A 17621-nucleotide genomic window follows, 5' to 3' on the forward strand; every position below is an offset into this window, starting at 1 on the left:
TACGAATAGTGCGGGATTTATTATAATATTCAGATATTAACCACGTTTAGTCGCCATACCGTAAATCCATAGAATTGCCAGAGCTCCAACAACTGCAAGTAAGATTCCTTTGATATCAAATTCCTCTACTGTTCCCCATCCTAGCATACTACCGATAAATCCTCCAACGAAGGCACCTACGATACCTAGAATTATCGTCATCAGCCAACCCATTCCCTGGTTTCCTGGCATAATGAATTTAGCGATTGCACCTGCGATAAGACCAAAAATGATCCAAGTTAAAATTCCCATAGTTTTAAAAATTTAATGTTAGTATTTATTATTTGCTTTCTAAATATCAAACATAAGACCAAAATAAAATTAGAAACCGAAATTTTTACAAATTTCGGTTTCTTGTATAGGATTTCACGGAAAAAATTATCGCTTTTTAAAGAAAGAATCAACGAATTCTGGACCATTAAATAATTGCAGATCGGTCATTTTCTCCCCTACTCCAATATATTTTACAGGAATCTGAAACTGATCAGAAATACCAATAACTACACCTCCTTTTGCAGTACCATCTAATTTCGTTACGGCAAGCGCATTAACTTCTGTTGCAGCAGTAAACTGTTTCGCCTGTTCAAAAGCATTCTGTCCAGTAGAACCATCTAATACTAAAAGAATCTCATGGGGTGCATCCGGAATTACCTTTTGCATTACTCTTTTAATTTTGGTAAGCTCATTCATTAAATTTACCTTGTTGTGCAATCTTCCGGCGGTATCGATGATGACTACATCTGCATTGTTTGCAACCGCACTTTGCACGGTGTCAAATGCTACCGAAGCAGGATCACTTCCCATATTTTGCTTCACAATAGGAACTCCTACTCTTTCGCTCCATATAACAAGCTGATCAACAGCCGCGGCCCGAAAAGTATCTGCTGCTCCGAGAACCACTTTTCTACCTTCACTTTTAAACTGGTACGCAAGTTTACCAATGGTCGTTGTTTTACCAACTCCATTTACACCCACTACCATTATCACATAAGGTTTCTTCGTTTCATCAACATTTCCGGTGCCAGCATGTGGATTTTCTAGTAGCAATCCTGTAATTTCCTCACGAAGAATTTCATCCAATTCATCTGTTCCCACAAATTTATCTCGTGCAACACGCTGCTCAATTCTTTCAATTATTTTAATGGTGGTAGATGCGCCTACATCGGAAGCGATCAAAACTTCTTCTAAATCATCAAGAACTTCATCATCTACTTTTGATTTACCGACGACCGCTTTAGAAATTTTGTCAAAGAATCCTTGACTGGATTTTTCCAAACCTTTATCTAAAGTTTCCTTTTCTTCCTTTTTGAAAATTTTTTTATACCAACTCATTATAAAAATTACCTATTAAAATTACAAGTATTTGTGCTAACAAACAAAGATAAAATAAAAAAAACTATCCTAACAGGATAGTTTTATATATTCTAGCGAGAGCTGAGATTATTTTTTCAAATAAGCATCAACTTCGTCAGCGTTCATTACTTTTTCGTCAAAAACGTAAGCACCACTTTTCGCAGATTTTACCATTTTCACAACTTTGGTCATTTTTTTTGAACCTGCACCACCTTGAAGTGTTGCTACTACTTTCTTTGCCATTTTTTATTCTTTTAAAAAATTACTTAATTTCTTTGTGAAGAGTGTACTTCTTAAGAACAGGGTTGAATTTTTTCAACTCTAATCTCTCCGTAGTGTTCTTTTTGTTTTTAGTAGTGATGTATCTTGACATTCCTGCTACTCCGGTTTCTTTGTGCTCAGTGCACTCCAAAATCACCTGTACTCTATTACCTTTTTTTGCCATGATTATGATTTTTTAATAAAACCATTTCTGGTTCCTCTTAATATTGCTTCTTCAATCCCTATCTTGTTGATAATTCTCAATCCATGAGCCGTAACTTTTAAAGTTACAGATTTCTCTTGCTCAGGAAGGTAAAACTTCTTCTCTAATAAGTTAATTTCAAAACGACGTTTCGTTTTGTTATTAGCGTGAGAAACATTGTTTCCTACCATGGCACGCTTTCCGGTTATTTGGCAAATTCTTGACATATCTCGATGTTCTTATTTCTGAATGAATATTTGAGAGTGCAAAATAACGAAGAAAATTTCAGTTAGACAAATATTTATGAAATTAATTCTACACATTTTTTCAAAATTAATGTTAACCGAATGGTGTTGCTTATTTTCTACAATAATTGGCTTAGGGAAAAATTTACTCTTACTCACTCAACTCTCTAGACCGGCTCTCTGCAGCTAAAATTCCTTTATTTAAGGTTTCTTTCAACCTGTTTTCTTCGAACATTTTCAGCGCAATTTCCGTAGTCCCGCCTTTTGATGCAACATCTTTAATCAGTTGTTCCAAACTTTTCTCCGAATTATTCATTAAATGATAGGCTCCTAACATGGTTTGCTGTACAAATAGTCTCGACAGATTCTCACCAATTCCCATTTCTATTCCCGCTTTGATCATGGCATCAACGATATAGTAAAAGTAAGCAGGGCCACTTCCCGAAAGTGCGGTAACCGCATCTAAAAGATTTTCATCTTCTAAGTACACGGAACGCCCGGTCGCATTCAAAAATCTTTCAATTTGCATCAGATCAGGGAACGAAATTCCTTCCGTAGCGGTATACCCTGTAATTCCCATCCCAAGAAGCGTAGGTGAATTAGGCATGGCGCGCACCACTTTCTTATGATTGAATAATTGCTGAATTTTCTCAATCTTTATTCCTGCCATAATCGACAGTATCATTTGATTCTCGTTAAATCCAGATTTAATATTTTCGGCTACGAATTGGAAATCCTGAGGTTTAACTGCTATTATAATAAGATCTGCCTCAATTTTATTAACCTCTTCGAAAACAGAGACCTTAGAGCCGGGAAATAATTTTGAAATTTTATGGACCTTTTCTTTTTTCCTCGTAATTAACTGGAGATTTTCTGGTAGAATAAGTTCATATTTTAAAAATGATTTTGAAAAAGATAAACCCATACTTCCTGCGCCAAGAACTGCAATCTTCATAATTCTAATTTATATTTATATTCTAAACATGGTTAGAAAATTTTTAAATAATATTAACCTCTCTCTCGAGTTCAATTCCGAATTTTTCTTTCACTGATGCAATAATCATGGTAGAGAAGTCATAAATTTCTTTTCCTGTGGCTTCACCGGTCACATTTACAATAACTAAAGCTTGTAATGGATGAGAACCCACATTACCGATCTGCTTTCCTTTCCAACCACATTGCTCAATTAACCAACCTGCAGGAACTTTTACCAGATTGCCATTAGGGAAATTTGGCATTTCGGGATAATTTTTCTGAAGTTGGAGAAATTGTTGTTGCGAAATAGAAGGGTTCTTAAAAAAACTTCCCGCGTTACCAATCACTTTTGGATCTGGTAATTTACTTTGCCGAATATTGATAACCGCCGTAGAAATATCCTGAATAGTTGGGCTTATAATTCCTAATTTCTCCAGTTCAGATTTGATTGCACCGTATTCGGTTTTCATGGAATGCTCTTTTCGAGTCAATTTAAAAGACACTTCCAAAATCACATATTTACCCTTTCCTTCTCTTTTAAAAATTGATTCTCTATAGCCAAACTGACATTTTTGATGATCAAACTCTTCGACGTCCAGCGTTTCTAAATTCAACACTTTACAACTCAAAAATGTATCCTTGATTTCCGTTCCGTACGCCCCAATATTTTGCATGGGTGAAGTTCCTACGTTTCCCGGAATCAAAGATAGATTCTCTAGTCCTCCATAATTTCGATCAAGACAAAACTTTACAAATTCATGCCAGTTTTCACCTGCTTTTGAAGTGACTACGACTTCATTATCATTCTCTATTTTTTCTGAAATACCTTTCAAATTCAATTGAAGAACAACGCCATCAAAATCTTGAGTGAATAAAATATTACTACCACCACCTAAGAAAAGCAGTTGCGAATTTTGGACAGACGGATTCCTTAGGATATTGGTAAGTTCCTCCAGCGAGGTTACTTCACCAAAATATTTGGCGGAAACATCAACACCAAAAGTGTTGTAATCTTTAAGAGAATAATTTTCTTGGATATTCATTTTTTATTGAGAAATATTTGAGAGCATATTGTGAATTCTTTTTTCTGCTTCCTCTTTGGTGATCCCGTGATAAAAATCAATCACAAACGGATGACTAAAATCCAGCTGAGGATAAACTTCCGGTCGTTCATTCCCCGCTTTTGTTTTAACATCCATGGCGATACTTTTTTCAAATTGATAATCCGGCAACGCATTGCTCAGCCAACCAAAATAGATAGTTTCATGATTTTTATTATTAAAGTTGACCACATAGTCTTCGTAGTCCTCTTCACTTAAAGAAACCCAAAGTCCATATTCCAGATAGAGCGAGGATTCTGCAATCTTCTGCTTTAAAACAACTCGAATAAATCGATCGATTCGATCCAGATATTCAATCGTACAAAAATCACTATCAATATGAATTTTGTAGCTGTTTTTTTGTTCTTCAGTTAGCCAATAATACGAATTGGGATAGGCAAAACTGAGTGCGGGGTAATCGTGATGAATTTCACCACAAATGCCGCATTTAATTTCTGAGTTCATTATTTAAATTTTCTTCAGATCTATTAATTTATTAAAAAAAATAAATAGCGGGCTAAAAACCCGCTCATCATATTTAAAGACCAAATTCTATCTTATATTTCTGTAGCGAATCATTTAATAATTCCACACTCCTTCTCAAATCCTCTTCTTTCAAAACATACGCAATTCTTACCTGTTTTCTACCCAATTCAGGATTGCTGTAGAAACCACTCATTGGCGCAACCATAATCGTTTCATTGTTATGAGAATAACTTTCCAGTAACCATTGAGCAAACTTATCAGTGTCATCAACCGGAAGTTCTGCAACGCAATAAAAAGCGCCTTTCGGCTTTGGACAGATCACTCCCGGAATACCATTAAGTAAATCAACTAAAACGTTTCTACGGTGGGTATATTCTGCACGAACTGTCAAAATATAATCCGCATCATTCTGATGTGCTGCAGCAGCTGCAATCTGACCTAAAAGCACCGGACTCAATCTGGCCTGAGCAAAAAGCATCGCAGCATCATGAATTTTTTTTGAACGGGTGATCAAACAGCCAATTCTTACGCCACACATCGAATATCTTTTTGATTCTGAATCGATAATAATACAATTTTCTGAAATTTCCGGAAATTCAAACATTGAAATCTGCTGTTTTCCATCGTACACATACTCTCTGTAAACCTCATCAGAAATAATTACGATATCGTGTTTCAAAGCCATATCTGCTAACTTTTGTAACTCTTCTCTGGTATAAAGATAACCTGTTGGATTTCCTGGATTACAAATAAGAATCGCTTTAGTTTTCGGGGTAATTTTTTTTTCAAAATCCTCAATCGGCGGCAATGCAAATCCAGTATCAATTGAAGAGGAAACCGCTACTACATTTACATTGAATGTATTAGAGAACCCGTTGTAATTCGCATAGTAAGGTTCTGGGATAATAATTTCGTCACCATCATCACACAAAGTGGAGATTGCAAAATTTAAAGCTTCAGAACCACCATTGGTTACAATAAAATTATCAGTTGTGAGATCTGCAAAACCAAGCTTATGATAATACTCTTTCAATGCTGTTCTATAATCCAAATTCCCTTCCGAAAGAGCGTATTCAAAAATTTTAAGATCATTATTTTTCACTGCATCCAAAGCAGACTGTGGCGTTTCTATATCGGGTTGTCCAATATTTAAATGGTAAACTTTAATTCCTTTTTGTTTTGCTTGCAACGCGTAAGGAACTAATTTTCTTACCGGTGACGCTGGCATGTTTTGAGCTCTCTGAGAAATTTTTGGCATGATGTAAACTTTTCAACAAAATTAAGAATTTTTTCGAAGCAACACCGCTTTTACTTCGATGTAATTTCCCTCCGATTTTCGGTTGAAATCTTCCTAATCACTTTCGCTGACGCAAGTATTATTACTGAAATAGTGGCAAGAACAACAGTAGTTTATATTTTCAAAAATTCGAAATGATATTAATGGTAAAAATTTCTTCTCTTAAAAAATGATTTGCTTAAACTCCGGTATCGATCAGTTTATAGTTTACTTTTAAATCAGATTTAAACCCAAGATAATTGAAATAAAAAAAACCGCAGAAATTTCTGTGGTTTGCTATGACCTATCGTTTAAATCCTACGACTTATTTAATAAATCCTTTATTTTTCAATAATGGGTTAAGATCAGGTGTTCTTCCTGTAAAGTCTTTAAATGCTTGATTCAGATCTACTGAATTTCCTACAGATAAAATATATTTACGGAATCGGTCCCCATTCTCCCGAGTCATTCCTCCATGGGTAGAAATCCAATCCCAGGCATCAGCATTCAACATATCACTCCACATATAAGCGTAATACCCGGCAGAATAACCTCCACCCCAAATGTGAGCAAAATAAGGAGAATGATATCTTGGCGGAACTTCTTTTAGGTTAAAACCATACTTCGCCAAAACGCTTTTTTCAAATTCCAATGTTGGTTTAAACTGTGATGCAGCTGTTACTGAATGCCAATTCATATCGATTGTTGCAGCTGAAACTAACTCTGTAGTAGAATACCCTTGGTTAAAAGCTCCTGCTTTTTTAATCTTATCTACCAAAGCTTGAGGCATTGGCTTTTTCGTTTGATAATGCAGTGCGTAATTTTTCAAAACCGATGGTTCCAATGCGAAGAATTCATTGATTTGGGAAGGGAATTCTACAAAATCACGTGGCACATTAGTTCCTGAAATAGAAACATATTTCTGATCTGCAAATAATCCATGAAGAGTATGTCCAAATTCGTGGAACATAGTAGTCACATCATTATAAGAAATCAAAGACGGCTTTCCTTTGGCGGGTTTTTGGTAATTAAAGACATTAACGATCACTGGTTTTTGATCTCGTAAATGAGACTGTTCTACAAAATTACTCATCCAAGCACCGCCATTTTTATTATCTCTGGTATAAAAATCCAGATAATAAATAGCCAATGATTTCCCATCGCGATCGAAAACCTCATAAGCTACTACATCTGGGTGATAGACTGGTAAATCCTTTCTTTCTTTAAAGGTAATTCCATAGAATTTTTCAGCTGCGTAGAAAACTCCTTTTTCTAAAACTGTTTTAACTTCAAAATAAGGTTTGATTTGATTTTCATCTAAATCATATTTCTCTTTTCGTACTTGTTCAGCATAAAAATTCCAATCCCAAGGCTCTACTTTAAATCCACCTTTTTGCTTATCTATTAAAGCTTGAATATCGTCACTTTCTCTTTTTGCTGTTTCAACTGCAGGTGTCGCTAATCTTGCTAAAAGATTCATTGCATTTTCAGGATTTTTCGCCATTTGATCCTGCAATTTCCACTCAGCGAAAGATTTCTTACCCAAAATATGCGCTTTCTCCATTCTGAGTTTTGCTTGTTTTTCCAGAATACTTCTGGTATCATCAGCATTTCCCTTTTCTGCACGATACCAGGAAGCTTTGAACAACTTCTCTCTGGTTGCACGATTTTTTAAATTTTGCAGTAAAGGCTGTTGTGTGGTATTCAACAATGATAATAAATACCGTCCGCTTTGTCCGGCAGCTTTTGCGTCTGCCGCAGCAGCAGCTATTTCATCTGCAGTAAGTCCATCTAGTTCTTTAACATCTGAAATAAGAAGTGCTCCATTCTTTCTTGCATCCAACAATTTAGTTGAATACTGAGTAGAAAGGGTTGCCAACTCTTCGTTGATTTTCTTTACTTTTTCTTTACTGGTAGCGGACAAATTCGCACCTGCAATTTCGAAATTGGTTCGATATAACTCCACCATACGTTTGCTTTCAGAATCTAGATCGCTGGTTTTTAACCCTTTAATCTTTTGGTAGATTTTATCATTAAGATAAATTTTATCTGATAACGCCGCAAAAATCGGAGCATACTCTTCCTCTATTTTCTGAAGCTCCGGATTAGTATTTGAACCTGTAAGATTATAAAATACCAATTGCGCACGACTTAAAACCTCTCCACTATTCTCTAAAGCAAGAACAGTGTTTTCAAAAGTAGGAGTGGCTTTACTGTTGGCGATCTGCTCAATTTCTGCTAATTTAACTTTTATACCATATTGAAAAGCTGGAATAAAATGTTCATCCTTAATTTTATTAAATTCCGGTGCTTGATACTGCAACGTACTTTTCACCATAAAAGGATTATTCATCATTTTAGCATCGGGCACAGGCATTTCTGTGGAATTATTTTCTGTGGTTTTCATAGTGGTACAGGAGGTTATCATCGCCAAAGATGAAAGTAAAAAAACAGATGTAATATTTTTCATTCGTAAATTGTTATTAAAGTATAAAGGTATTAATTTTAATTTTATCTTTAACATCATTAAAAACTAATCAAACATCAAATTATGAAAACATTATCCATCTGCGCGCTTGCAACAGTCCTATTTTTAAGCTCATGTAACATAACATCCGAAAACGGATTTCCTATGAATCTGACGCAGAAAGAAGGAACAGGAATCATAAAAAACAAAGTTTATAATATCTCATTCGATGAAATTAGAGTTGCACAATCCATCAGCGCTGAAGTGGTAAAATCAGATGAAGAAAAAGTAGTAATTACCGCGCCAGCTGATATTTTAGATGATATTTTAGTCGAAAATTCTGGCGGACAATTATATATTCATTTTAAACCAGGGCTTAATATCTCGGCGAGAAATGTAGCGGCAAAAATTTTTGCTAAAGATTTCTCTGCGATTAAAGCAAGTTCTTCTGCAAGGATTATTATAAAAGATCAATTTACACAGGACCGAACGGATATTTCTGTTTCCAGTTCAGGAAGTATAAAAGGGAATCTGGAAGCTAACGACTTATCTATTGAGGCCTCAAGTTCTGGAAGCTATTCAGGAAAAATATGGGCTGTTAATTTGGATGCGAAGGCTTCATCTTCTGCAGATATTCTGATCTCTGGGAAAACAAAAAATGCAAATATCAAGACTTCTTCTTCAGGTACTGTTAATGCTAAAGATGTTATCGCTGAAAATGCCGAAATCCAGGCATCAAGCAGTGGAACAGCTAAAATTTCGGTAGTAGATAAACTTCAAGCAGGCGCCAGCTCTTCTGGTAATATTGATGTCTATAGAAAAGGCAGCTTAAATGTTATTAATAAAAAAGAAAGCAGTGGCGGTAGTATATCCATTCAATAGTTTACATCCTTCATTTTAAACAACTAAAATCAGTCACTAATGGCTGATTTTTTGAAATTAATAATAACTCTTAGTGATCTGTATGCTCACATGAAAATTATTTAACTTTGAAAAAACTGATTATAATTCCTATAATCAGGAAAAGGGCACTTTTTTTGAGACCTAAAAATAACGAATTCTCTTTTATGAATAAAAATATTGAAGAAAAGCTTTTAGAAAAAAACACCCATCCTACCAGCATGAGAATTTTGGTTTATGATTTATGGAAAAGCAACAAACTGCGTTGTCACTATCCCAAATCGAAAATCATTTTTACAAAGCTGACCGTACTACAATTTACAGGACGTTAAAAACTTTTGAAGAAAAAGGTATCGCACACAGCATTCAAGAAAATAATACCACCAAATATATTTTGTGCCACGACGGTTGTGATGCGGAGACTCATCAAGACTGGCATCTGCATTTTTATTGTAAAATTTGCAAAGAAACCACCTGTAAAGAAGAATTTATCATACCCAAAACTAAAGATTTCGCATTTCGGATTGATGAAATAAAATTATTTGGAAAAGGTATTTGTGAAAATTGTGTTAACGAAAGTTTGCAATAGCATTGCACGCATTCATTTAATAAATTTGTCCTAATAAAAAAATGATTTAATGGAACACCAACATATTTATGATAAGGAAGGTCACAGATTATGCTGTACTGAAGAAGAAAAAGTTTATAAAGATGCAGGAGCTGAAGAACTTTTAGATGGTTCTAAAAAAAATAATGCTCATGAACATGCACACGATGAAGACGGGCACAATCACGACATTCCTGATCACAGCGTTTTTCAAATGTTTATACCGTCCGGTGTTTCTTTACTACTTTTATTGATTGCAATCGGCCTTGACTATTGGATTCCACAACAGTGGTTTACCGGGAGCGCCCGTTTTATGTGGTATGTTATTGCTTTCATTATTGTAGGTTATCCTGTTTTAAAAGATGCAGTAAAAAGTATTATTGCAGGTGAAGTATTTTCCGAATTTCTGTTAATGAGTATTGCAACTATTGGAGCCTTCGCAATCGGTGAATATCCAGAAGGAGTTGCAGTAATGCTATTTTATTCCGTAGGTGAAGTATTCCAGACCATGGCAATATCCCGAGCTAAAAGCAACATCAAAACACTTTTGGATCAGCGTCCAGATGAAGTCACCATTATTGACAATCAGCAACCGAAAATCATTAAAGCTGAAAATGTTGAAGTCGGGCAAATCATTCAATTAAAACCTGGAGAAAAACTTGGGTTAGATGGAGAGTTACTATCTGCTCAGGCTACATTTAATACCGCTGCACTTACAGGAGAAAGCAAACCAGATACTAAAAATAAGGGCGAAACTGTTTTGGCAGGAATGATCAACCTTAATAAAGTCGCACAAATAAAAGTTACTACAGCATATACTGACAGTAAATTAAGCAAGATTCTGCAGTTGGTTCAAGATGCAACCTCTCAAAAAGCTCCAACAGAATTATTCATCCGGAAGTTCGCAAAAATTTACACGCCAATCGTGGTTTTTCTTGCCATTGGTATTTGTTTAATTCCTTATTTCTTTCTGGCAAACTACATTTTCACTGATTGGTTGTATCGGGCATTAATATTTCTGGTGATCTCTTGCCCCTGTGCTTTGGTGATCTCTATTCCTTTGGGGTATTTTGGTGGAATCAGTGCAGCAAGTCGGAACGGAATCTTGTTTAAAGGCAGTAACTTTTTAGATCTAATGGCTTCCATTCAAAATGTTGTAATGGATAAGACAGGTACAATGACGGAAGGTGTTTTTAAAGTTCAGGATGTTAATTTCAATGCAGAATTTGATAAAAAAGAAATATTAAAACTCGTAAATGCAGTTGAAAGTTTAAGTACCCATCCAGTGGCCACTGCGATTCATGAATATGTTGGTGAAGTAGATTCAACACTAAAAATTGAAAACACAGAAGAAATTCCAGGACTGGGTTTAAAAGCTACAGTAGATGGCAAAGAAATCTTAGTAGGTAATTTCAAGCTGATGGACCAGTTTAACATCAACTATGACACCGATCCTGTCAGCATTATTTATACAACAATTGCCGTGGCATTTGATGAAAAATTTGTGGGCTATATCACTATTGCGGATCGAATAAAGGAAGATTCACAACAGACCATCAATTTACTGCATAAACTCAATATAAAAGTTACCATGTTAAGCGGCGACAAAAGCACTGTTGTAAAATATGTGGCAGATCAGTTAGGTATTGACCATGCATTTGGAGATCTATTACCAGAAGACAAGGTAAATAAAGTAAAAGAGATGAAGGCGACATCGCAAACCGTAGCATTTGTTGGCGATGGTGTAAATGACGCTCCCGTTGTAGCTTTGAGCGATGTGGGAATCGCGATGGGTGGTTTAGGAAGTGATGCAACGATAGAAACGGCAGACATCATTATTCAGGATGATAAACCTTCTAAAATACCGATGGCGATCAATATAGGCAAACAGACTAAAAAGATTGTCTGGCAGAATATCACATTAGCTTTTGTCGTAAAAGGGGTAGTGCTTATTCTAGGTGCAGGTGGGTTAGCTACTATGTGGGAAGCCGTGTTTGCAGATGTTGGAGTAGCATTACTTGCGATTCTTAATGCAGTAAGAATTCAAAAAATGAAATTTTAAGGGATAAAAATTATAGTATTTTTTTTGAATTGAATAATTCTAACAATACCAGGCATCAAAGTACTTTTACAGTCATTTACTGGTTAAAAATGTCATATCAACTACGAAGAATGCACGAATAAAATATTCGTGCATTCTTCGTTATTTTACATTAAAATAAAACTTCTATTATTCTGAATTGGTATAATACAGACTATTTATTTATTACTGAGCTTGATTATTTTTTCTTGGTTCTTACCTTTGGTCTCTTAACATAATTACCAACCTCCAGAAGCTCCACCGCCGCCGAAACTTCCGCCTCCGCCAAAGCCACCGAATCCGCCACCGCCAAAGCCACCGCCCGAGCCACCACCAAAACTTCCTGGGAATGGAAAGAATCCACCTGGGTAAGTTCGTCGTCCTCTGCGGGATAAAATTACATCATCATCGTCACCGTTTCCACCACCACCGCCTTTATTTTTGAACAAAAAGCTGATGATTAAAAATATAAAAAAAGCGATCATTAAAATTTGGAAAGAACTTAACCCTTCTTCATTGGCATTTTTGACGATAGGTTTAAATTTACCTTGAACTGCTTCCATTAACGCAGTTGTGCCACGATTTATACCATCGTACCACAATCCCTGTTTAAAATTGGGTGTAACAATATAGTCCATGATTTGCCCGGCAACCGAAGCGGTTAGATACTGCTCTACTGCTCTACCTTGTTGAATCGACATGGTGTGATCCTCGGTAGCAATCAAAAAAACAATTCCGTTATCACTTTCTTTTTTACCAATTCCCCATTTCTCACCATACATGGTTGCCAGATAATTAACATCTTCCCCTCCAGTTGTCGGAATTATGATCACTTCAATTTCAGTAGATGTTGAATCGGCGAATTTGATCAGTTTTTGATTCAACTGATCCTTTTCAGTTTGGGTTAAAAGGCCAACTTGATCGTAAACAGGATATAGAACTGCAGGTTTCTCAGGTATTTTCTGGGCATAAACACTCATGCTTAGGCCTAGTAAAAAGAGAATAAAAAAATATTTACGAGAAAGTAATCTCATTGGATAGTTCATTCGGATTTTCTCCCATAATTGGGAAATGTTTTTTTAGTTCAAGACCAGTTTCTAAAACTGCTTTTTTTAAACCATCATGGAAGTTTCCTTTCGAGAATTCCCTTGTCACTTCATCATGCATTTTATCCCAAAAACTTTGATGAACTTTTAGATGAATCCCTTCATCACCAATGATAGTAAGGTACTGCTGTTCGAAATTCACGTGAAAAAGCACAGCATTACGCTCAGCAGTTTTATTTTGGCAAAGGGTCTTGAAAACTTCAAAGGCAATCTCTGCATTATTTCCTTCGGTTGTAGAATCGATATGGATTCTAATTTCCCCCGTAGAATTATTTTCTGCTGTCTGAATGGCTTCTACAAGAGAAGCCATTTGATATTCTGTTAGAAAACTGTTCATTAGTTTGTAAAAACTTCCGGCGCATTTTCCGCACCAGCCGCTGCTTTGAAGTATGGTTTTTCTTTAAAGTTGGTGAAATTCGCCAAGATATTGTTTGGGAACGTTTTTATTGAAGTATTGTAATCCTGAGCAGCCTCATTGTAATAAACAGTTTCGCTACGGATGCTATTTTCAATTGCGGTATACTCTCTTTGGAAGTTTAAGTATTGCTGATCCGCTTTTAAATTAGGATAACTCTCAACAACTGCCATCAATCTGCTCAATGCACCACTTAATTCACCCTGCGCAGCCTGGTATTTTGCCATATCTGCTTCGGTCATGCTGGTAGGATCTATTGTAATAGAAGTTGCTTTTGAACGAGCTTCGATTACTTTAGTTAAAGTCTCCTGTTCAAATTGAGAATATGATTTTACAGTACGTTCCAAATTAGGAATCAAGTTCGCACGTTTCTGATAAACGGTCTCTACATTCGACCATTTTGTGTTAACCGTCTCCTCTTTAGTAGTAAAATTATTATAGCCATTCTTACCCCATAAAAAGACCACTACCGCAATTACAAGAAGCGCAATACCAATGGTTCCAGCGCTCATACAACCTTTATTTCTCATCGTTTTTTATTTTTAAAATTTAAATTTGCAACCCAAATATACAAATTATGTGCTAAATTTGTTAAAATTTATTTTAAATGATAACAATTGTGGTTGCAATGGGATTAGACAATGAAATTGGTGCTGACAATCAGTTACTTTGGCATCTTCCGACTGATCTAAAACATTTTAAGGAACTCACTTCTGAACACCCAATTATTATGGGTAGGAAAACTTACGAAAGCATAGGGAAGCCTTTACCTAACAGAACAAATATCGTAGTAAGTAGAAAAAAAGACTGGTTTGAAGAAGGGATTTTGATCGTAGGGAGTATTAAAGAAGCAATTAAATTTGCCAAAAAAATAAATGAAGATATATTCATCATTGGCGGCGGGAATATTTATGAGCAAACTTTAGAACTTACCGATAAACTGGAAGTAACTTTGGTGAAAGCAAATTTAAAAGCAGATGTTTTCTTTCCGAAAATCAATGCAAAAATCTGGGAGAAAAGAGACGAGATCTGTCACGAAAAAGATGAGAAAAATGAATATGATTTCTGCTTTCAAACTTATGAAAGGAAAATAAAATTATCTTAGAACGACTCCTCACCTATTTTCAACACAAATTATTATCTTTGCACCACAAAAACTGAACAATGAATAAATACATAAAATTCGTCATCGCAGCACTAATGATTGCTGCCGGAGTTTATCTGATGATGAACCGAAATATCGGTTGGGGTATTGTAGTGGTATTACTGACTGCAATTCCGATCTTACTTTTTTTCAAGAATGAATATATCTTATTAGCGTTCTGGTTTTTACGCAAACAAAACATGGTAAAAGCTTCTAGCTGGCTGAATAAAATAACAAATTATCCTTCCCAACTGCATAAGTCTCAATATGGTTATTTTCATTATTTACAAGGACTTACCTTAGCACAGGACAATCCGGCGAAAGTAGAACCTTACATGAAAAAAGCTTTAGAATATGGTCTGAACATGAAACATGACCGCGCTATGGCTACTCTTAACATTGCGGCAGGAGCTATGCAAAAAGGCCGGAGACAGGAAGCTAAAAATCTTTTAGAAGAAGCGAAAAGATTAGATACTTCTGGAATGATGACCGATCAGATTAAAATGCTGAAAGATCAATTAAAAATGCCATCGATGCAGAAACATATGCACAATCCTAATATGAGACAGAGAGGAAAGTTTTCTTAAAGAATTCTCCTTCGATTATAAAAAACAAAAAGTCCGAAAAATATTCGGACTTTTTTATGTGGTAGCGCGAGCGAAGCGCGCAAAAGGTTTATAGAATAAATATCACGAAAACTCGGGTAATTAAAATAGGATTTAGAACCCATTACTTAAAAACTAACATCTAAAACTACATTTCCTGACTATGATCTCTACCGTAGAATTTTGGAATTTGCCATTGGTATTTCACTGCAAAAGTTCGAATCGCGACAATTAGAAGAATCGTAGAAATCTGCACAAAAGCATAAGAAAGCGAAGTGTATTTAACAAGTGACAAAAAGATTCCACCGCCTACTATGCACGCTGTAGCATAAATTTCTTTTCTGAAAATCAACGGAATTCTATTTAACAATATATCCCGGCTAATTCCGCCAAAACACCCGGTTATCGTTCCCAGTGTGATACAAATTAGAGGATGTAGATCTGCATTCAACCCTTTCTGAACACCCACAATGGTGAATAACCCCAAACCAAAACTGTCAAATAAAAATAAGGTAACCTTAAATTTTTTCTCCAGCGATTTGAAAATCATTGAAACAAGGCACGTCATAAAAATAACGGTACAGATCACCATATCGTGCATCCAAAAAACTGGCACATCGAGTAACAGGTCACGGATCGTACCACCACCTACGGAAGTTACAAAGGCGATAATTAATACACCAAAAGGATCTAAGCGTTTTTGCATCGCGGCAAAACTTCCCGACATCGCAAAAGCAATGGTGCCTAAAATCTCAATAGCTAACGTAAAGTTTTCTTGAACCTGCAATTTATTTAGGATTTAAGTGCAACGCGTACGGCTTCTGGAACTAAAAGTTCATAATTCCCGTTAAAAGTAATAATCTCACGCACAATACTGCTGCTGATGAATGATTTTCCGGAAGAAGTCAGCAAGAATATTGTTTCGATCTTATTATCTTTGGTAAGTTCCCGGTTAGTTTGTGCGATCGCTTTTTCAAACTCAAAATCTGCGGGATTTCTTAAGCCTCTTAAAATAAAGTTTACATTTTTACTTCTACAATAATCTACCGTTAACCCTTCGAAATGATCAACTTCTATATTAGGAAAATCCTTGAAAGTTTCTTTGATAAATTCCATTCTCTGTTCCAAAGAAAACATGTATTTTTTCTGAGAATTTTGCCCAATGGCAATAATTATTTTGTCGAATAAAGGATAAGCTCTTTCAACAATATCGTAATGGCCAAGTGTTATTGGGTCAAATGAACCTGGGAAAACTGCAACTCTCATAAAATGATTTTAGATTTTAGAATATAAATTTTAGATAAAAATCATTTTTAAATCTAAAATAAAATTATTATTTATTTTTTTGTCAAAGCCTTTTCAACTTCATTTCCGCATAGATCTTTGATAGAAATCCCGTAATAAGCAGCTTGCTGTGGCAAGATAGAAGCTGGTGAAAATCCAGGATTAGTATTCATTTCAAGCATATAAGGAATTCCATTCATAATGATAAATTCACTTCTTGAGAACCCACTCATTCCTAGAGCTTCGTAAGCGCGTTTAGAAATATCCTCCACTCTTTTTCTGGTTTCGTCATCAATTCTGGCTGGCGTAATTTCCTCGGAAGCACCTTCATATTTTGCTTCATAATCGAAAAATTCTTTATCTGGAACAATTTCGGTAATTCCCAGCACAATTGTCTCTCCATTAAAATCAACTACCCCCACAGAAACTTCCATTCCGTCCAAGAAACTTTCAATTAAAATTTCTTCGTCTTCTGCAAAGGCAAACTCTAACGCATTCTTCAATTCTGATTGCTCTTTCACTTTAGTAATTCCTAAAGAAGAACCTGATTGATTGGGTTTTACAAAAAGAGGTAATCCTAACTCTTCAACAATTTGATTCTCGTCAAAGTCTTCTCCTAATCTTAAATAAATACTTTTCGCCGATGGAATTCCATATTTCGAAAGAACCGCTAAAGTATCTTTTTTGTTAAAAGTTAAAGCGCTTTGATAAAAATCGCAACCGGTATATTTTTGACCAATTGTATTCCAATATGCTTGAAGTTCACCATTCTCTCCTGGTTTTCCGTGAATGATATTAAAACAAACATCAAACTTCACCTCAAATCCGCTGCTTAAGCTTACCGTAAAATCAGCTTTATTGATGGCAGCTTTTTGTCCGCGATCATCGAGGAAATACCACTCTTCTTTCAGAATGACTACTTTATATACATTATATAAATCACGGTCAAGAGAATCATAAATTAATTGTCCGCTTTTTAGGGAAACTTTATATTCATCAGAATATCCGCCCATCACTACGGCTACACTTTTTTTGTTCATTTTGTAAAACTATAGAGACAAAATTAAACAAATTGT

General features: G+C 35.5%; 20 protein-coding genes and 1 pseudogene. 5 read left to right on the forward strand and 16 right to left on the reverse strand.

Annotated features, from left to right (window positions below):
* Positions 1-36: 36 nt before the first annotated feature.
* From FNJ88_RS03590 to FNJ88_RS03635, 10 genes are all read right to left on the reverse strand, one after another.
* Positions 37-291, reverse strand: coding sequence for a GlsB/YeaQ/YmgE family stress response membrane protein (locus FNJ88_RS03590; protein WP_143851782.1), 255 nt, complete (start codon positions 289-291; stop codon positions 37-39).
* Between the two features lie 126 nt (positions 292-417).
* Positions 418-1371 (reverse strand): signal recognition particle-docking protein FtsY, encoded by a 954-nt coding sequence (ftsY, locus tag FNJ88_RS03595; protein WP_143851783.1) that lies wholly within the window; start codon positions 1369-1371, stop codon positions 418-420.
* Between the two features lie 108 nt (positions 1372-1479).
* Complete coding sequence (locus FNJ88_RS03600) at positions 1480-1635, reverse strand: DUF4295 family protein (RefSeq protein WP_133439611.1); 156 nt, start codon at positions 1633-1635, stop codon at positions 1480-1482.
* 19 nt (positions 1636-1654) lie between these two features.
* Positions 1655-1837 carry a 50S ribosomal protein L33 gene (rpmG, locus tag FNJ88_RS03605; RefSeq protein WP_015806891.1) on the reverse strand — a complete coding sequence of 61 codons (183 nt, stop codon included), beginning with the start codon at positions 1835-1837 and terminating at the stop codon, positions 1655-1657.
* A gap of 2 nt (positions 1838-1839) precedes the next feature.
* Complete coding sequence (gene rpmB, locus FNJ88_RS03610; RefSeq protein WP_143851784.1) at positions 1840-2082, reverse strand: 50S ribosomal protein L28; 243 nt, start codon at positions 2080-2082, stop codon at positions 1840-1842.
* A gap of 169 nt (positions 2083-2251) precedes the next feature.
* Positions 2252-3055 (reverse strand): pyrroline-5-carboxylate reductase, encoded by an 804-nt coding sequence (proC, locus tag FNJ88_RS03615; RefSeq protein WP_143851785.1) that lies wholly within the window; start codon positions 3053-3055, stop codon positions 2252-2254.
* Between the two features lie 43 nt (positions 3056-3098).
* On the reverse strand, positions 3099-4118 hold the full coding sequence (gene murB / locus FNJ88_RS03620; protein WP_143851786.1) for a UDP-N-acetylmuramate dehydrogenase: 1020 nt from the start codon (positions 4116-4118) through the stop codon (positions 3099-3101).
* A 3-nt stretch (positions 4119-4121) separates the two neighbouring features.
* Positions 4122-4640 (reverse strand): DUF2199 domain-containing protein, encoded by a 519-nt coding sequence (locus FNJ88_RS03625; protein ID WP_143851787.1) that lies wholly within the window; start codon positions 4638-4640, stop codon positions 4122-4124.
* Between the two features lie 73 nt (positions 4641-4713).
* The gene (locus FNJ88_RS03630) at positions 4714-5919 is read right to left on the reverse strand and encodes a pyridoxal phosphate-dependent aminotransferase (protein WP_143851788.1); all 1206 of its coding nucleotides are present in this window, start codon (positions 5917-5919) and stop codon (positions 4714-4716) included.
* A gap of 343 nt (positions 5920-6262) precedes the next feature.
* Positions 6263-8407, reverse strand: a complete 2145-nt coding sequence (locus FNJ88_RS03635) for a M3 family metallopeptidase (protein ID WP_143851789.1) — start codon at positions 8405-8407, stop codon at positions 6263-6265.
* Between the two features lie 81 nt (positions 8408-8488).
* Here FNJ88_RS03635 and FNJ88_RS03640 point away from each other — a divergent pair, with 81 nt between their 5' ends.
* From FNJ88_RS03640 to FNJ88_RS03650, 3 genes and pseudogenes are all read left to right on the forward strand, one after another.
* A complete protein-coding gene (locus FNJ88_RS03640; RefSeq protein WP_143851790.1) occupies positions 8489-9286 on the forward strand; it encodes a head GIN domain-containing protein in 798 nt (265 codons plus the stop codon).
* A gap of 185 nt (positions 9287-9471) precedes the next feature.
* A pseudogene (locus FNJ88_RS03645) lies at positions 9472-9893 on the forward strand (Fur family transcriptional regulator).
* Between the two features lie 49 nt (positions 9894-9942).
* Positions 9943-11973, forward strand: coding sequence for a heavy metal translocating P-type ATPase (locus FNJ88_RS03650; RefSeq protein ID WP_143851791.1), 2031 nt, complete (start codon positions 9943-9945; stop codon positions 11971-11973).
* A gap of 257 nt (positions 11974-12230) precedes the next feature.
* Here the strand turns inward: FNJ88_RS03650 and FNJ88_RS03655 are convergent, their stop codons facing one another.
* The 3 genes from FNJ88_RS03655 to FNJ88_RS03665 are packed head-to-tail and all read right to left on the reverse strand — an operon-like array spanning position 12231 to position 14042.
* Positions 12231-13025 (reverse strand): TPM domain-containing protein, encoded by a 795-nt coding sequence (locus FNJ88_RS03655; RefSeq protein ID WP_143851792.1) that lies wholly within the window; start codon positions 13023-13025, stop codon positions 12231-12233.
* Positions 13006-13434, reverse strand: a complete 429-nt coding sequence (locus FNJ88_RS03660; RefSeq protein WP_143851793.1) for a TPM domain-containing protein — start codon at positions 13432-13434, stop codon at positions 13006-13008. The genes FNJ88_RS03655 and FNJ88_RS03660 overlap by 20 nt, the downstream gene beginning before the upstream one ends.
* Positions 13434-14042, reverse strand: coding sequence for a LemA family protein (locus tag FNJ88_RS03665; RefSeq protein WP_143851794.1), 609 nt, complete (start codon positions 14040-14042; stop codon positions 13434-13436). The genes FNJ88_RS03660 and FNJ88_RS03665 overlap by 1 nt, the downstream gene beginning before the upstream one ends.
* 77 nt (positions 14043-14119) lie before the next feature.
* Between FNJ88_RS03665 and FNJ88_RS03670 the strand changes: the two genes are divergently transcribed.
* Complete coding sequence (locus tag FNJ88_RS03670; RefSeq protein WP_143851795.1) at positions 14120-14617, forward strand: dihydrofolate reductase; 498 nt, start codon at positions 14120-14122, stop codon at positions 14615-14617.
* Between the two features lie 59 nt (positions 14618-14676).
* Complete coding sequence (locus FNJ88_RS03675) at positions 14677-15243, forward strand: DUF2892 domain-containing protein (protein WP_143851796.1); 567 nt, start codon at positions 14677-14679, stop codon at positions 15241-15243.
* A gap of 166 nt (positions 15244-15409) precedes the next feature.
* On the opposite strand, the gene FNJ88_RS03680 is transcribed toward FNJ88_RS03675, so the two are convergent.
* The 3 genes from FNJ88_RS03680 to FNJ88_RS03690 all read right to left on the reverse strand — a co-directional run bounded on the left by FNJ88_RS03680 (position 15410) and on the right by FNJ88_RS03690 (position 17585).
* Positions 15410-15988 (reverse strand): trimeric intracellular cation channel family protein, encoded by a 579-nt coding sequence (locus FNJ88_RS03680; RefSeq protein WP_143853867.1) that lies wholly within the window; start codon positions 15986-15988, stop codon positions 15410-15412.
* Between the two features lie 65 nt (positions 15989-16053).
* Complete coding sequence (gene coaD / locus FNJ88_RS03685) at positions 16054-16527, reverse strand: pantetheine-phosphate adenylyltransferase (protein WP_143851797.1); 474 nt, start codon at positions 16525-16527, stop codon at positions 16054-16056.
* 71 nt (positions 16528-16598) lie between these two features.
* Complete coding sequence (locus FNJ88_RS03690; protein WP_143851798.1) at positions 16599-17585, reverse strand: D-alanine--D-alanine ligase; 987 nt, start codon at positions 17583-17585, stop codon at positions 16599-16601.
* Positions 17586-17621: the final 36 nt, after the last annotated feature.

It is taken from the genome of Chryseobacterium sp. SNU WT5 (genome assembly GCF_007362475.1).
Taxonomy (GTDB): Bacteria; Bacteroidota; Bacteroidia; order Flavobacteriales; family Weeksellaceae; genus Kaistella.

Coding starts and splice junctions, on each gene's coding strand:
- FNJ88_RS03590 (WP_143851782.1), bottom strand. CDS start 291: ATGGGAATTTTAACTTGGATCATTTTTGGTCTTATCGCAGGTGCAATC.
- ftsY (WP_143851783.1), bottom strand. CDS start 1,371: ATGAGTTGGTATAAAAAAATTTTCAAAAAGGAAGAAAAGGAAACTTTA.
- FNJ88_RS03600 (WP_133439611.1), bottom strand. CDS start 1,635: ATGGCAAAGAAAGTAGTAGCAACACTTCAAGGTGGTGCAGGTTCAAAA.
- rpmG (WP_015806891.1), bottom strand. CDS start 1,837: ATGGCAAAAAAAGGTAATAGAGTACAGGTGATTTTGGAGTGCACTGAG.
- rpmB (WP_143851784.1), bottom strand. CDS start 2,082: ATGTCAAGAATTTGCCAAATAACCGGAAAGCGTGCCATGGTAGGAAAC.
- proC (WP_143851785.1), bottom strand. CDS start 3,055: ATGAAGATTGCAGTTCTTGGCGCAGGAAGTATGGGTTTATCTTTTTCA.
- murB (WP_143851786.1), bottom strand. CDS start 4,118: ATGAATATCCAAGAAAATTATTCTCTTAAAGATTACAACACTTTTGGT.
- FNJ88_RS03625 (WP_143851787.1), bottom strand. CDS start 4,640: ATGAACTCAGAAATTAAATGCGGCATTTGTGGTGAAATTCATCACGAT.
- FNJ88_RS03630 (WP_143851788.1), bottom strand. CDS start 5,919: ATGCCAAAAATTTCTCAGAGAGCTCAAAACATGCCAGCGTCACCGGTA.
- FNJ88_RS03635 (WP_143851789.1), bottom strand. CDS start 8,407: ATGAAAAATATTACATCTGTTTTTTTACTTTCATCTTTGGCGATGATA.
- FNJ88_RS03640 (WP_143851790.1), top strand. CDS start 8,489: ATGAAAACATTATCCATCTGCGCGCTTGCAACAGTCCTATTTTTAAGC.
- FNJ88_RS03650 (WP_143851791.1), top strand. CDS start 9,943: ATGGAACACCAACATATTTATGATAAGGAAGGTCACAGATTATGCTGT.
- FNJ88_RS03655 (WP_143851792.1), bottom strand. CDS start 13,025: ATGAGATTACTTTCTCGTAAATATTTTTTTATTCTCTTTTTACTAGGC.
- FNJ88_RS03660 (WP_143851793.1), bottom strand. CDS start 13,434: ATGAACAGTTTTCTAACAGAATATCAAATGGCTTCTCTTGTAGAAGCC.
- FNJ88_RS03665 (WP_143851794.1), bottom strand. CDS start 14,042: ATGAGAAATAAAGGTTGTATGAGCGCTGGAACCATTGGTATTGCGCTT.
- FNJ88_RS03670 (WP_143851795.1), top strand. CDS start 14,120: ATGATAACAATTGTGGTTGCAATGGGATTAGACAATGAAATTGGTGCT.
- FNJ88_RS03675 (WP_143851796.1), top strand. CDS start 14,677: ATGAATAAATACATAAAATTCGTCATCGCAGCACTAATGATTGCTGCC.
- FNJ88_RS03680 (WP_143853867.1), bottom strand. CDS start 15,988: ATGTCGGGAAGTTTTGCCGCGATGCAAAAACGCTTAGATCCTTTTGGT.
- coaD (WP_143851797.1), bottom strand. CDS start 16,527: ATGAGAGTTGCAGTTTTCCCAGGTTCATTTGACCCAATAACACTTGGC.
- FNJ88_RS03690 (WP_143851798.1), bottom strand. CDS start 17,585: ATGAACAAAAAAAGTGTAGCCGTAGTGATGGGCGGATATTCTGATGAA.